The sequence below is a fragment of the Vibrio sp. QJM3NY_39 genome (assembly GCF_057785895.1).
In genome coordinates this window covers 1,815,781-1,830,473 of record NZ_CM173506.1, presented here as the reverse complement: position 1 = coordinate 1,830,473, position 14,693 = coordinate 1,815,781, and the positions used below count along the sequence as shown (strand labels likewise).

At 42.9% G+C, this 14,693-nt stretch carries 10 protein-coding genes; all 10 read right to left on the bottom strand.

Translation table 11 applies throughout. From position 1 onward, the window contains the following. Positions 1 to 10: 10 nt before the first annotated feature. Positions 11 to 1,090, bottom strand: coding sequence for a sulfate ABC transporter permease (locus AC3CHU_RS23885; RefSeq protein ID WP_488525854.1), 1,080 nt, complete (start codon positions 1,088 to 1,090; stop codon positions 11 to 13). Position 1,091: 1 nt separating this feature from the next. After that, entirely contained in the window at positions 1,092 to 1,568 is a 477-nt protein-coding gene (locus tag AC3CHU_RS23880) for a hypothetical protein (RefSeq protein ID WP_488525853.1), read from the bottom strand. A gap of 9 nt (positions 1,569 to 1,577) precedes the next feature. After that, positions 1,578 to 4,760, bottom strand: coding sequence for a response regulator (locus AC3CHU_RS23875; protein WP_488525852.1), 3,183 nt, complete (start codon positions 4,758 to 4,760; stop codon positions 1,578 to 1,580). A gap of 214 nt (positions 4,761 to 4,974) precedes the next feature. After that, positions 4,975 to 5,349, bottom strand: a complete 375-nt coding sequence (locus AC3CHU_RS23870; protein WP_102311941.1) for a hypothetical protein — start codon at positions 5,347 to 5,349, stop codon at positions 4,975 to 4,977. Positions 5,350 to 5,458: 109 nt separating this feature from the next. Beyond that, complete coding sequence (locus AC3CHU_RS23865) at positions 5,459 to 7,597, bottom strand: ATP-binding cassette domain-containing protein (protein ID WP_488525851.1); 2,139 nt, start codon at positions 7,595 to 7,597, stop codon at positions 5,459 to 5,461. After that, positions 7,594 to 9,180, bottom strand: coding sequence for an ABC transporter transmembrane domain-containing protein (locus tag AC3CHU_RS23860; RefSeq protein WP_488525850.1), 1,587 nt, complete (start codon positions 9,178 to 9,180; stop codon positions 7,594 to 7,596). The genes AC3CHU_RS23865 and AC3CHU_RS23860 overlap by 4 nt, the downstream gene beginning before the upstream one ends. Then, complete coding sequence (locus AC3CHU_RS23855; RefSeq protein ID WP_076670191.1) at positions 9,170 to 10,594, bottom strand: TolC family protein; 1,425 nt, start codon at positions 10,592 to 10,594, stop codon at positions 9,170 to 9,172. The genes AC3CHU_RS23860 and AC3CHU_RS23855 overlap by 11 nt, the downstream gene beginning before the upstream one ends. Further along, positions 10,569 to 12,800, bottom strand: a complete 2,232-nt coding sequence (locus tag AC3CHU_RS23850) for an ATP-binding response regulator (protein ID WP_488525849.1) — start codon at positions 12,798 to 12,800, stop codon at positions 10,569 to 10,571. The genes AC3CHU_RS23855 and AC3CHU_RS23850 overlap by 26 nt, the downstream gene beginning before the upstream one ends. A gap of 3 nt (positions 12,801 to 12,803) precedes the next feature. Beyond that, on the bottom strand, positions 12,804 to 14,153 hold the full coding sequence (locus AC3CHU_RS23845; protein WP_488525848.1) for an HlyD family type I secretion periplasmic adaptor subunit: 1,350 nt from the start codon (positions 14,151 to 14,153) through the stop codon (positions 12,804 to 12,806). 12 nt (positions 14,154 to 14,165) lie between these two features. Beyond that, on the bottom strand, positions 14,166 to 14,516 hold the full coding sequence (locus AC3CHU_RS23840; RefSeq protein WP_488525847.1) for a hypothetical protein: 351 nt from the start codon (positions 14,514 to 14,516) through the stop codon (positions 14,166 to 14,168). Between the last annotated feature and the right edge of the window lie 177 nt (positions 14,517 to 14,693).

The window sequence follows — 14,693 nt, the reverse complement described above, 5'->3', positions numbered from 1 at the left end:
TAATTCTGGGTTAGAAAACGAAACTCAACATTATGGTGTAAAGGACGGCATCTTTGTCATCAAAACCAGTAAGTGCGTTGAAATCCTCAACAAAGGCACCGTTTGCTTTACGAGCCTCAAAATATTGCACTTCACCATTAATAGACACGTTAGGTAACACATCATAGTCAACGCCAATTAAGTAGCTGTTCCCCTCTAAGTGTTCATTGGAGTCAAATTGTGCGCCATAAACGACGTAAGGCGTGAATGACCCTAAGTGGTAACCAAGACTTGCGTACATGGATGAAGAGAAGTCGCTGATTTGCCCTTCACTGGCAAGTACAGCTTGACCAAATTCGTACTCAGCACCTAACGACCAAAGTTGGATGTGTTGGTTATCTTGCTTAGTTCTGAATGGGGCTGGTACTCCAGGAATTGTCGTGGTGACCGTTTGATCAAAATTTGAATCTAAGAAAGATAGATTCCAACGATAATCCTCACCACTTAATTGTAAGTTGGCACCAAACATTCGATTGGTTTCAAACTCCAGCTCAGTTGTCGAATTGAAATCAACTTCATTATTGTCTTTTATACCGAAGAATGGGGAGAGTAATAGGGTCGCTTCATCGCTTACATCATGAGTCCAGCTCACTTTGATACCATTGAAAGCCGTGATGCCAAGTACGCTGTTATAGACCTCTGTAGGCGGTCTAGCTGTCATGTAGGCTTGACCCACATAGTAATACTCAGATGCAAGGAAGAGTGGAAGTCTTAATCGCCCTACACTGACATCGAAGTCATTAAACTCATAGCCGACGTAAGCCCATTCTAACTGTGGGTCACTCCATTCAAACTGTGGTGGTTTGACAACTTGTACTGAGGCTCTGAACGAGTTGTAGTAGTAATCTAACTGAACGCCAAACGTGGTATCACAGTCATAACAGTTTTCATCAGTAAAACCGCGGTTAATGATTAAAGGATTGTCGTTATCTGATTTTGCCCAAGACGTAGAGCCAAATCCGCTTAATGACAAATTATCGGTAAGTTCAATAATGGCAAAGGCCGGAGAGGCAATTGAAGCACATAGCACTGACGTGATTATTTTTTTCATGTTATTTCTCCGAACTTATAACGTATAGAACGTTGGCATTTTGAGGAACTGAAGAGAGCGGTGAGTAACCAATACGATTTGGTTTGTCGTCCAGCCAATTAACTAAGCTGTCAGCTGAAGCCTGTTTGATCTCTCTTGGATAACGCGCTTTCCCTGAGAAAGATAAGCCAGCCCAATGCGCGTTCATTTGAGCTGTATTTTTCCCAAGTAACAGCTGATAAAAATCTTCTCTTTCGGTGCTGTTTTCAGGCCAATCTGATAGTTCTACTCGCTTGCCGTTCAGGCGTTTGGTTTTTCCTCGATATAGCTTTCTGGCTTTGTTTATTGATATCTCTTCAAAACCAGAATCTAAAGAAAAAATGGCGTAATCTTCCGCTGCATGCGCTGGGGTAAAAAGGAGTAAGCTCCCTAACAGCCCAATTGCGGTTGGTAGCACAACTCTGCGAGAGAGTGCGTTAATCGTTCTGATCCAATCCATTGGTTTCTCCTAACAAGTCGCACTTTCTATTTGGTGGAATAGCTTTTCTTTTCGCACTGGCTTCGCTACGTATCCATCCATACCCGAATCAAAGCATTTTTGGATATCATCATCGATAACACTGGCTGTTAACGCGATAATAGGCGTCTTTCTTAAACCTAGATTTTTCTCGAGCTCTCTTATCTCTTTTGTCGCTGTGAAACCGTCCATAACTGGCATCATGCAATCCATGAGAATAATGTCGAAGCTACTGTCGTTTTGATACATATCAACGGCGATTTGCCCGTTCTCAGCAATTTCAAATGCATATCCCGCTTTAGTTAACATTACAGATGCCACTTTCTGATTAACCCGGTTATCTTCGACTAACAATATTCTTTCGGATTTAGTTGGCACTGTTTGTTGATCGACTTCTTCCGGTAACGTTGGTTTAGCTGAATTAGCATTGTGAATCGGGGTTACGGTTGAAGCTTTTGATGTGGCAGGAGGGATGTGCCCGCTAGGAAGCGGCATTGCTTCTACTGCGGTGAGTATTTTCTCTTTTAACATTTCGAACTTGAACGGTTTTGGTACGTAGTCGTCCATACCTACGTCGAAACATTTCTGAATATCGTCATCAATAACACTGGCGGTTAAGGCAATGATCGGAATACGGCGTGTAGCCTTAGTTTCTAGTTCAATTCGTCGAATATTACTCGTTGCTTCAAAACCATCCATAACGGGCATCATGCAGTCCATCAGGATCGCTGCGTAATGAGGGTTTGCTGTGAACTTGTCTATGGCTTCTTGGCCGTTGTTAGCAAACTCAAATTCGAAACCACTTTTTCCAACATGAAGACCAGCGATCTTCTGGTTAATTTTATTGTCTTCGACGATAAGGATTTTATGCTGTATTTCTAAAGGTTGTTGGCTAGCCTCTGATAGTTCAGCTAGACCTTGTGTATCACAAAGTTCAACCGCTTTAATTAACCGTAAGCCGAGTAGGGGCTGCGATACTTGTGCTGTAACACAGTCTCCGATATCGGCTGGCTCGCTAAGAAATGAACGAATTAGACAAATAGTGATTCCATTCTGATGAAGCTTGTCCAAGTCATTCGAGTAGTCACTGGCTTGGAACGCATCGTCTTCAGCAAAAACAACAGTGATTGGTCTATTGTGCTTTTGAGCAGCGAGTTGTTCTGTTATTGCAGCCGTATCACTTGTTTGCTGAGTAACTTTTAGACCATAAAGATTGAGGTCGCATTCTATGCGTCTAGATAGCTCGTTCTCGTTACCAAGTACGTAAATATCGGCAGTTGCAATGCTTGGCTTCGGTAGCATTAAGTCAACGGGTAACTCTAAATCGAAGTAGAAACAACTGCCTTCACCTTTAACGGAATCGAGTTGAATCTGACCACCCATCAGTTCAACTAATTGCGTACTAATCGCCAGGCCAAGCCCCGTGCCACCAAACTGACGTGTAGTTGAATCATCTTCTTGAGCAAAGGGTTCGAATATCTGTTTCTGTTGCTGTTTATCGATACCAATGCCGGTATCCCTAACTGCGAATCTAATGGTTACGTTGTTTTCAGTATTGCTGAGAGTCTGGATGGATAATGTCACCCCACCTTCGGCAGTAAATTTTACCGCATTAGACATAAAGTTCATTAAGATCTGTCTTAATCGATGATCGTCTATCATCACTCGAGCGGGGGTGTCTGGACTGATATCGACGTTAATCAAAACTTTCTGCTCTTTTGCTTTTGGTGCAACGATAGAAGCGATGTCATATATCGACTCTCTAATGGATGCTGAATGTGGGCTGATAAGCAGCATGCCGGATTCGATCTTAGAAAAGTCTAAGATGTCGTTGATTAAGCTGAGTAATAGTTGAGATGAGGTTTCAATGGTATCAACGTAATCTCGTTGTGTTGGTGTCAGTGGTGTATCAGCCAGTATTTCTGAAATACCAATGACGCCATTAAGAGGGGTTCGAATTTCATGAGACATGTTGGCCAAGAAACTACTTTTAGCTTTGCTAGCTTGTATGGCGTGGTCTTTCGCTTTTTCTGCGTCTTCTTTTGCTAGGGTTAGTTTTTCTTTGGCGTGTTCTCTTTCGATGGTTAGTCGTTCTACCTGTTGAGCAAAAAGACTGAGTTCATCCTTACCTTGAATCAGTTTTTCCAGAGAGGGGCGGGTTTCATCGTTTTCGCTTTTTAAAAAATTAAGGACGAGTCCAAGATTATTCGTCACTTGTCTTGCCAGACTCAAGGTTAAGCCCATAACAATGGTGGCGAGTAAGGCGACGATGGAGATAAACAGTGTTCGTTCCATTTGGGCATCTGAAATCGCTTGAGCAACTTCTGTTTGGAATTCCTGTTTAATTACCCCTCCAAGGCTTTGCAACAAGTTAAGTCGAGCACTCATCGCTTCTAGGCCAACAGATATTTCTTGTGGTGTAAGTTGGCTGATTGCGTTGAGGTCTAGCAGAGCACTTCTGATTTCTTGACTCTGAGCGAAAACATCATTTCTAAATACTTCGACCATTAAAGATACTTGATGTTCGTTTGCATTCAATGACACAAAGCGTTCTAGGAACAGTTGTTGTCTTTCACTCAGAGTTTCGATCTGTTCTGCAAGTTCTGGGTCGTATTCTTGGCTACTTTGGAATATCTCAATCAATGAGGTACCCAGTTTAAATTCTTCATTTGACCAAAACATCAGCCATTCAAGCTGTTGTAACGCGGTGAGGTGTTGTTGAATTTCACGCTTGGTGTTTTCGAAAGGGACTTTTTCTATCTCAAGGAGCAACTGTTTGTACAAATCACTCTGCCATTCAAGTGCATCCAATTTATCGTAACTATCCGTCACTTCCATCGTTGATAGGGTTGCTTCGCTGAAGTCTGCAACCAGTTGGTTCATTTCATCAGAAGTGTTTAAAAATATAGCTGGAGAAAGTGTTTTTAGTTCTGCCTTTACTTGGCTGCTTTGCGTCGCGAATTCTTGAGGGCTAGAAGCCAGAGTGCTCCGATATAAGACCGAAATATCTTGAAGATACACAGATAACTGATTGGTTCGTTCAAAATCGGTTAACTGAGTCGTTAAAATATACGCTTGTCTGCCTGCTAGAAAGAGCAGTAGTGAAATGGGAAGTAGAACTAAGCCAAAGAGTTTATGTTTGACTGAAAGGTTATTCCAGACCGTAATCGCCATATAAGGATCCATCCAACTGTTTTTATATAAAAACAGTAGAATAAAAATGCGGATATGGAAACCTTGAAACGGTAAATTTAATGGAAGTGTGGGAGGGGTATAAGTTCTTGTGATTCCAGAGCTTATTTTGAAATATCTTCTCTTACTAGCAACTTATAGCGATTGTCAGTCGGTTTAATTTTTATGCTTATTGATGAATAGCTTATAAAGCGAGTTAATGAGGGCGCTTTTTATCGAGACTTAGTTCAAACAGAAGTTGCTCTAGCACCGTTTTTGCAGAGGGTTCTAACGCCCAAACACCAAGCATTCTGTTCAGTGCAGCGCGGTACACTCTGTTTTTGAGTAGGAAAGCGAGCGTACTCGTATCGTTGTTCAATACATGTGTTTGTATGACGGTTAGCTCAGCTTTGTTCTCGATATCGATTTTCTGAAGGTTGAAAGCGGGTAGAAAGGCACACTCATACCAAACCTCAACGATCTCTCGAAGTTCGATCTCCTCTTCAGGCACATCGCAGTCCTGAAGTTGATGGTTTTCAGGAATTGCGGATAAGTAAGCGACATCAAGCTTGTCTGCAACGAATGTGTACATTTGCTTCCTTGTTACATGTGATCACAGATCGAATCATCTCTATCACTTATGTTTTTGTCAATTACATCCATTTATTGAACGAGTAATCTGTGAGTAAGCATCGTCGTGTTTAACTCAAACTGTTTAAGTATTTGTCTGTTAAGCCAAAATATTTAAGATTCCCGTCAGGCTCTAGAACCAAACTCATATTGGAAGTGGCGATCAAGCCGGGATCATTGGTTGAAAAAATGACTGTTTTGTTCAACAACTTATCGCTGAACAAACGGTTAAAATACTGCGCGTTTTCATTTTCAGCCCCATTAAAGGGTTCATCAATGATGATCAGAGATTGCTCACAGTTGCCTAAACCAAGCGCCAAACGCAGCTTTTGCTGAATACCATTGGGAAGGCCTTTGCATTTATCGACACTCAATTGCGTTGCCAATCCTTCTGGTAGCCATTCGTCTAGTTCGAAGAAGCTCACCATTTCCTGCATTTTCTCTGTCGGAATCAACCCATTGTGCAAAATGAAGTTGGTCTCTAAAGAGCCTTCGAAAATGTGCAGATTGAAAGGGATGTAATTGATCGATGTGCGGTAGCGATAGCTGTTGAACTGCTTAATGTTATAACCATCGACAGATACGGCACCCTGATAACGATCTTCTAAGCCAGCAATAATAGAGATGAGTGTTGTTTTCCCACAGCCAGTAGGGCCGCAAATGACGACTTTTGCACTGGGTGGTATCTTAAAACCAAGGTTGGTTAAGCCGGTCGCCGCACCTGTGTAACGATGACTGACACCACTGCCAACAATACTACCTTGGAACAGACGAATCGGTGGGCTTTTCTCTAAGGTCAATTTGTCGTCATTCATCGACATTAAGTTATTGATCTGTGCGGATGAAGCCTTAATCGACTGGAATTTAGAAATTGAGTTGTAGATACCCATGATCGGACCTAACGCCTTCCAAACCAATATCACTGTCGCGAGCATCGCACCAGCATCAGAAGTCCCTTCCATTACTCCGATTACTGCGGTCACGATACTTGCAGTACCAATCACCTGAATCAAACTGCCGCCAGCAGCCTGAATCTTACTGTTAGTCACGGCAACGTTCTCGGCATCACTGGTGCTTTGCATATGTGAAGCACTGAAACGAGATTGAACGACACGAAGTAAAGGAAGGCCTTGGATAGTTTTGATACCACGAAGGATTTCATTCCATTGATACGAGACCATCGCATTGGCGCGCGAGCTTTTGGATGTGGCTTGCGAGTAGATATAGCGAGAATACACACAGAACACCAACATCAAGATTAAGCCCCCCATCACTACAAGCGCTGCCGTACCCGACATAAGGGCAATGGCGATGATAAATACAATTACAAACGGCATATCAAAATAGCTAAGCGTTGATTCTGCGGTCACTAAGCGTCGGAAGGTGTCGATATCTTTCAAACGAGCCAACTGAGACGAAACCCCAGCGGTTGATGTCATCGCGTAGGGCAGCCATAGAAGTTTCGATATTACGGCTTGTGAGATGTGCACCGCGAGATCTTTACCGGAGGTCGCAATAATGTTGACGCGCATTTTCTTAAAAAAGTATTCAGAGAAGCCAACAATGATGGCAAATAAAGTTAGCCAATAGAGTGTTGCTTGAGAACTCGAAGTTAGCGCGAAGTTATACACACTCATAATAAAGAAGGGCTGTAACGCGCCCAGTATACTGATGACGAAGCTCAGTATGATCAAGCTTTTAAGTTCGTTGTTATAGCGATAGAAAGCGTATTTTATCCAATTGCTTCTGTCTTGCGATTCCGGCGGTGGTTCGCGGAATAGACGAGAATATTCGCTAATCGAAATCAGCGAACAGGGCTTTTTGCACATTGGATATTCAATGGTGTTGTTGTTCGTGTAATCAAACAGGAGTAACTTTCCATCCTTAGTACCTAAGAAAATGGCGCTAAGGTTCTCTATCTCAATAAAGCATGGGTGAGGGTACTGGTCGATATTCTCGAGAGTTTTTAGCTTGGTCACATCACAGCGGTATCCAAGACGCTCTATAGTCGCAGTAAAACTGTCGCTGTCTTTTTGTTTGGGAATAAAAGCGTCACTGAGAATAGACGGCGTGCCTTCCCATTCCAGTGCTATCAGGGTGTAAGCTAAGCCACGAATCAGCGGTGACTGACTGTAGCGTTCATCATAACCACTTGCTTCAAAGTCCAACACCCGCTGCGGAACATTGTTGAAGTCAACTAGGATGCTCATTGATCACCTCCGGTAAGTTTTACGCGTTTGAGGCGGTGGTTTAGTTTGTCCATCTTATTACTGGCGATGATTAGGATTTTGTCATTGGCACGATAGGCGGTACTGGTCAGCACCACTCGTGCAAATTCCTCATCATAGACACAATCGATATCATCAAATATCAATACACGCTTACTGGCGAGCAGGGCGCGAACCAATAATAAGGCGTAACCTACTTGGCGTGAGAATGGATTGCGCATGTGGCCTTTGAGTTCTGTGTAAAAACCAGCAGGAAGCCCATCGATTTGTGCCTTGATGTTCATGGTCTCGCACAGTGCAAACGCCGTATTATTCAAACTTGGTCGGAAGCAGGTTAGGTTATCAATAATGGTTCCTTCCACGAACGAGCTTGTTTTATCGACCATCAGCACGCTGTTACGCCATACGTTGTAGTTCAAGTCATCCAGAGGCGTGTCATTAATCATGATATCCAGTTTGTTATCGCTATTCTGCCGCGTAATACAGTTGGCGAGATGGGTCTTGCCTGTGCCACTTTTCCCTGTCAGTAAATAAGCTTGTCCGAGTTCAAATTCAATACGCTGCTTTTCAGAATATTTAACAGAAATACGTTCTACTTCCGTTGTCTCATGTTGATGTTCAACAGACGCTGCCAGTTCAAGCAGTTCCGCGATACGTTGTATATGGAGCTTATTTAATTCCCAGCGGCTCGCAGTACGCATTACTTGTTGGTAAGGCGCGAAGTAACGGTTGGTCAGCATAATGATCGCTGCCATGATGCCTTGGCTTGATTCCATGTTGATAACAGCGGTTGCTAGTACTACAACAACGCAAGCAATTGAAAGCTGTTGGATGAGCGCCAAGATCAAGCCGAAGTTCGATTCAATCTGTTCGTATTTGATGTTTTCAACTTCACGTTCCTCGACCATTTGTGTCATCAGGCTTTCAACGCGGTATTCCATGTTTCGCGCTTTGATATCCAGCGGGCTAGAAATGATCTCGATGATTTTAGAAGTGGTTAAGCCTTCTATGTCTGACTTATTTTGTATGCTGCCAATCTTCTGTTTAGAAAGGCTCCAAGCGAAAATGGCTAAAATGAGTGAGGCAATCAGAAGCGTCACGCCTGCCCATATGTTGATTAGGCCGATGATGAGGATGGTAATTACGCTGACAGCTAGGTTTATAAGGGCTCGAACCGATTCTCCGCCAAAGAAGGTTTTCAATTCAGGAATGGTTGAGATTCGCTCTAAGTATTCGCCCGGTTCTAAACGGCGGAATTTAGAGATTTCAGCCAAACAGATGGATTGGAACACCTTGTTGGTTAAGTTGGTCTCAAACTGCCTCATGATGACGGAAGATATCTTCTCTTCCTGATTTTTCAGGTGATAGTCGAGGAAGATGGAAATCAAGATAATCGCGAACAATAAGAACAGAGTATCTTGTGCTTGGTTGGGTAACACTCGGTCAAAAATGATCAGAATAGAGAAGGGCAGTACCAAGCCAAACAGGGTGGAAATTATCGTAGAGAAAGTCAGATAGCACTTATCTGCCATATTGATCTTTTGAGAAAACTGCTCAGTTTGCATTGCGACCTCCTGTTTTCAACGACTCAGTTGAGAGAAGGTGTTTAGGCACTAATTCTTGATTGTTTCGTCCTTCGATATCGCTCATCAATTGCATGATGCTTTCTATCGATTGAATCGAGAGCACGCCCTTAACTTGCTCCAGCTTGATGGTTTCGATGATGTAGTCGTATCGTGCGCTTTCATAGTCTCTTAAGGCGCTGAAGAGCTTACTTTCTGCGGCAAGTAAATCGGTGATCGTACGGGTGCCTAACTGGTATGCCCTTTGAATACCTTTGTAAGACGCATAGTTGGCGCGAATGATGTTCTCGTAACTGCTTATAGATTGCGAAAAATCGTTAATGTTGAGCACAGAGGTGTTCACGCTGTTACGGGTAGTGTAAAGCGAGTCTTGATAAAGCAGTTCGGTACGTTCAATTGCCGTCGATGATTTTTGATATCCATAGTAATCAGAACCACCAGACAAAATAGGCAAGGCTAGATTCAAGCCAACGCTAGTTGAGTTGCTTTCGCCTGTAGCAGTGATGTCGGTTTTATCGTAGTTATTGGCGTCATCGTGACGATAACTGGCTGAAAGCGACACGGTAGGTAAGAAGTTTGTACCGCTCTCTTTTAAGCTTCTACGGCTTCTCTCGACGTTTTTCTTCGCCACTAACAAGTCGTTGTTGAGCTTTAATGCTTGATCCATGATTGAGTGTTGTTCGCTTTCGTTTATCTCTTTTAATGGCACACTTTCGTATATATCTTGCGATGGAGTGATAGGGTACTGAATCTGAATAGATAGTCCGTTGAGAATGACTCGTCGGTCTTTCTGCAAGGTTCTTAATCGATTCGACACACCTTCTTTCTGAGCGATAACTTCGTACAGCTCGCTGGCGGCTGTGTTCCCCAATTCTACGTTACGTCGCATCTGATGTTCACGAGTCTCAGACGACTTAAGTTCGACCTTGGTCGCTTTTATTTGCGCATTGTTTTTCAAATACTCGAAGTATTGAGATCCGATTTCAGAAATGGTGCTCTGGATTTTGTTTTCGTGTTTAATCTCTTCAATATTGAAGTCGAGTTTTGCCGTGCCATATTTGAAAATATCACCAAGATTGAATATCGACTGAGAAAGGGAAAGGCTGTAGCTGTTTGAGTTATAGCTAGAGGTTTCATCAGGCACACTTGATAACAAGGTTTCGTTTTCATTCCATGTGGTATCGGCTGCACCATTGAGTGAAGGAAGAAACTTAGAGCGGCTGATCCCAATGTTGTATTCGTTCTCTTCCACACCTTTATCACTGGCGCGAAGGGATAGGCTGTTTTGCAGGCCAAGTTCTACCGCCTCAAGCAGGGTCGTCGCCGATGCTGAAGGTGTTGTGCTGAATGCAAGCGCAGCCATAATGCTGCTAGTTAAGTTTCTGTACCGCCACATACTTGTTGATCACCTTGATGATTTGGTCGCTTTTGTAAGGTTTGCTGATCACGTAATCCATTCCGGCTTCAATACAAGCCTGGTGTTCGTTACTGCTGGTCAATGCGGTTGCCCCTATGATGGTACAAGGGTTTTTCTCGTTCTCTTGTTCAAACTGGCGAATGCGTTTGGTCGCTTCAATGCCGCCCATACCTGGCATGATGCAGTCCATGAAGATGATGTCAGAACGTTTATTCATGAAGTGCTCCACTGCGTCAGCACCATCGCCAACCGTGTCTGGTTCATACTCTTGTTTGGTCAGAATTCGTTTAAGTAAGATCTGCTGAACTCGGTCATCTTCTACGATAAGGAACGAACTGTTCTCCATCTGTTCCTCTGATGCTTCTGCTTCCATAATGGTGAGCAAGTTAGGAATAAACTCATAAGGAATCGCAGGGGAGTTGATGATCTTATCGACGAAGCTGTGACACTCTTGTGCATGCTGAGTATTGGTTACTGACAGCAATAGCTTGGTATTTGGGTGACTCTTAAGTTGAGATTTCACCGTTTTACTCAGCGATGGTAATTTGTTGGGTTCAAAGGTGTCGGTCAACATGATGGCATCGTACTCACCGAAGGTTTTCGCCGCCGAAAATAACTCATTGGCAGTGCGAATTTCAGTGATATCAAGCCCCAAGTTGCTGAGCATTTTCTTCATTACATCGATACGAACTTGAGTATTGGCACATAGCAGTAAACGTTTGCCGTCGAAGCGAGTTTTCTCTGTATGGAAGTTCTTCGCCCTGAGATCAAGCTCGATCTGAAAACGTTCCTGTGTACCCGATTGGAACCAGTGACTTTCGTAATACCCGTAATCTTTTAATACGCTTTTCGCTAAGTCGTCTGTGTTAGCAGTATGGTGTTTATGATCGCTCCAATGGAGCTTATTGAGCTTGGCGACAGAGACATCTAACGTTGAAAGGAAGTTTAGATTTATGGTAACTCGGGTATTTTCCATGTCTGAAGCCGCCCCAGATTCAATCGTCACAAATAGTTTCTTATTTGATTTGAGTTGAATGGCATTGGAAAGCTGCAGGAACAATATCCAGAACAAGCTGGTGGATTGCCCCTCTACGCGATTGGGCAAGTTGTCGGAAATAAAGCAGTCCAATTGGCTTTCATTGCGTTGTACTTTGGCGCTGATATGAATCATCAATTCAGATAACACGCTCAGTAGAGAAAACTCTTTCGACTTGCTTTCCGTACCCTGTGAAATCAATCGATTATAGTTTTCTGCTAGCTCAGATAGGGTGCTACATGCAGACGTAATATCCTTCGCCATTAAAACGCCGTTTTCATCGGTTTCTTGAACGAGATATTGGACACCACCATTAATGGTGTTGGTGATCCCACGAATCTCATAGCCGATGAGTGCATACAACTGTTTGTAGAGATCGTTATTGCGCTTCTGGTCTTCTAATTTACTGAAAATAAGTTTGAGATGAGAGTAAATCTGACGCTGCTTGGGGTTGATGCTCACTTCATTAAGAAGCTCTTCAAGACGTTGTAAATCTAGCTGCTTCAGCTCTTGATACAGGGCATCGAATTCATAGTCGATTTCGCGTTCGTTCGAGCTGGATTTCTTCAGTTTCAACATAGCAACTGAGTTGGATAGAATCGTAATCACAGCCAATATCACGGCCACCATAAACAACCAGATAAAGAACTCGTTTTTCTCAGACATTAAGTCATTCGCATGGTTGTTAAACATGGTGCGATAGTTGTCGTCCATCTGCAGATAGTTATTGGTCAATGAAAGGTACAAGCCCAATAAGTCGTTACGTGTTTTTGGGCTATCGGAGAAACGATTAATCGCCAATTCCAGTTGCGTGTATTCAGTTGCTCCAACCAAGCTGAACTCGGTTTTGTTCAACGAGGCTAAAGAGCGAAACTCATCAATTTCACGCTTTAAGTTAACTAGGTTGAATTCGTTAGTACCGCAAGTGTTGGTACTTAAACACTGTTGCAGAGTTTGAATATCTTGTTCTATGGTCTGATTAAGCTTCTGGGCTTGTATGAGCAGTGGGGCGCTTTGTACTTGTGCGACTGAGTCTATTTTTGACCAAGAAAAGTATAAATAGAAAGCGAGCGCAGCCAATACCCCGCTAAATAGTATGCTTAGACGCAGAGCGGGTACGGAAATATTGTACGAAGGTTTTCCGCTCATCGATTATCTCTCATCGAAAGCATCCTCGATGGCTGACATCACAGGTTTTGCAGCGTATTCTATCACGCGACGCGAGCCTGTTTTCACATCGGCGGTAAACTCCATGTAAGGTGATAACTTGTATTGAGTACCTCCTCGCTCAAGAAAGTTTCGGTCAATTTCAATCTCTGCTAAATAGAATTCAGCGTCTTCTTCTTCGTATGATGAACGGCTGATTGAGGCGATGGTTCCCTCAACAAATCCGTATTTTGCAAAGTTATAGGTATCCATTTTCACTTTCACTGCCTGACCAATTTCGACAAATCCCATGTCTTTACGTGGGATCTTCGCTTCACCGTGAAGGGAGTTATTGATCGGTGCAATATCGGCGATACTTTCTCCTGGCGGAATCACAGCAGAACGGAAATTGAAGTGCAGTTTGTCGACCACACCATCCACCGGAGAGTAGACGACTAGGCGATCAACCTTGTCGGAATGCTGTGGTTGTAAGATTCGCTTCAGCTTGAGGTCTTTATTCGCTTGAATGATTTGCGCTTGATACTCAGAGTTTCGGTTCTCAACCAAGTCACGGTGTTGCTTTTCAAGCTTGTCGAGTTGGAAGCGCTCATTCATCACCGATTCGTCAAGGTTCTCAATCTCACGCACCATATTCGACTCTTGTACTTTCATGTTAAGAACGTCGACATAAGACGCCATCTCTTCTTTATAGAGGGTGTTTTTGATGTTGAGCTGCTTACGTATCAGAGATAGCTGATTCTCTGAACTTTTTCGGCGCTTTAACATTGAGCTGATTAACGAGTTTTTGTGCTTAATATCGTGAGTAATGAGCTCTTCATTTGAACGGTTTTTAGAGAACTCTTGCCTCCAGGTATTCATGTTGACCTGAACCTGCTCAGGGTATTCCTCAATAAAGGCATCGAAGTTAGGTTCTTCCATGTCGCGTAAGCTTTCATAACGAATCTTATCGAGCTCTATCTGAATAATTTCAGTATTGACGGTATCAAGTTGAGTGTTACGGTCGAGTGAGCGTATGCGAGCGATAGGTTGGCCCTCATAAACGACTTCCCCTTTTCTGACTAACAATTCTTCTAATATCCCGCCTTCTAAATGTTGAACTTTCTCAACATCCGATTCCAATAGCAGTTCCCCACGTACAGAAACAACAATGTCGATACGTGCTTGTGACGCCACCGCAATAGCGACCAAAGCGAGCAAGAATATAATGAGCAACGTTTTGTGAACGCTGGTCATGGCACTAGCAAGCACAATAGTGTCATCAGCTGTGACCTTAGAAGCCTCATTATTGGAAGCAAGTGCTTTTCTGAGGTGATGTTCTATTTGGTTATTGCTCATGACCTACCTCGGTTACTTGCCATCTATTACTTCCTTAATATCCAACAAGTGGTTGATTTGTCGATTGACGTTGTGCAATTCAGTTTTTATATCCTCTATAAGCTCTTCCGGCGCAGGGAACTCGTGTCTGCTCAAGTGTTCCAATTTGGCCATTTTGGGCGGGAGGTCTTGGTCGCAAAGCAACGTTAAGATGGTCTTCAATTTTTTTGAGTAACTGTTGAGTTCATCAAAACGATTACCTTTATGAAGCTCTTCTATATTTAGGGCTGCATCAGAAAAGTCATTGTAAAAGTCGCCTAATAGCAATTGCAGCCCTTTGTGGTTGTTGTCGACCGAGCGCAACAAATTCGTCATGTCTATCATCTCTCCACTGCCTTAATTGCTTTAATCACAATAACTAAGGATCTTTAAAGGCAGTTTTCAAATTTTTTTTGATTCTTTCTCTTTAAAAAGAAATTATGAAAAATGTTGTATAAAAAATTGGTTTTTCAAAATGATGTCCTTTAATGCTTCTAAATACGATCAGTTAGCTAGTAGCAA

What these genes read in the sequence shown, in the direction of transcription:
- AC3CHU_RS23845 (WP_488525848.1), bottom strand. Translation starts at nt 14,153, where the DNA reads ATGAGCAATAACCAAATAGAACATCACCTCAGAAAAGCACTTGCTTCC.
- AC3CHU_RS23870 (WP_102311941.1), bottom strand. Translation starts at nt 5,349, where the DNA reads ATGTACACATTCGTTGCAGACAAGCTTGATGTCGCTTACTTATCCGCA.
- AC3CHU_RS23880 (WP_488525853.1), bottom strand. Translation starts at nt 1,568, where the DNA reads ATGGATTGGATCAGAACGATTAACGCACTCTCTCGCAGAGTTGTGCTA.
- AC3CHU_RS23875 (WP_488525852.1), bottom strand. Translation starts at nt 4,760, where the DNA reads ATGGCGATTACGGTCTGGAATAACCTTTCAGTCAAACATAAACTCTTT.
- AC3CHU_RS23865 (WP_488525851.1), bottom strand. Translation starts at nt 7,597, where the DNA reads ATGAGCATCCTAGTTGACTTCAACAATGTTCCGCAGCGGGTGTTGGAC.
- AC3CHU_RS23885 (WP_488525854.1), bottom strand. Translation starts at nt 1,090, where the DNA reads ATGAAAAAAATAATCACGTCAGTGCTATGTGCTTCAATTGCCTCTCCG.
- AC3CHU_RS23860 (WP_488525850.1), bottom strand. Translation starts at nt 9,180, where the DNA reads ATGCAAACTGAGCAGTTTTCTCAAAAGATCAATATGGCAGATAAGTGC.
- AC3CHU_RS23855 (WP_076670191.1), bottom strand. Translation starts at nt 10,594, where the DNA reads ATGTGGCGGTACAGAAACTTAACTAGCAGCATTATGGCTGCGCTTGCA.
- AC3CHU_RS23850 (WP_488525849.1), bottom strand. Translation starts at nt 12,800, where the DNA reads ATGAGCGGAAAACCTTCGTACAATATTTCCGTACCCGCTCTGCGTCTA.
- AC3CHU_RS23840 (WP_488525847.1), bottom strand. Translation starts at nt 14,516, where the DNA reads ATGATAGACATGACGAATTTGTTGCGCTCGGTCGACAACAACCACAAA.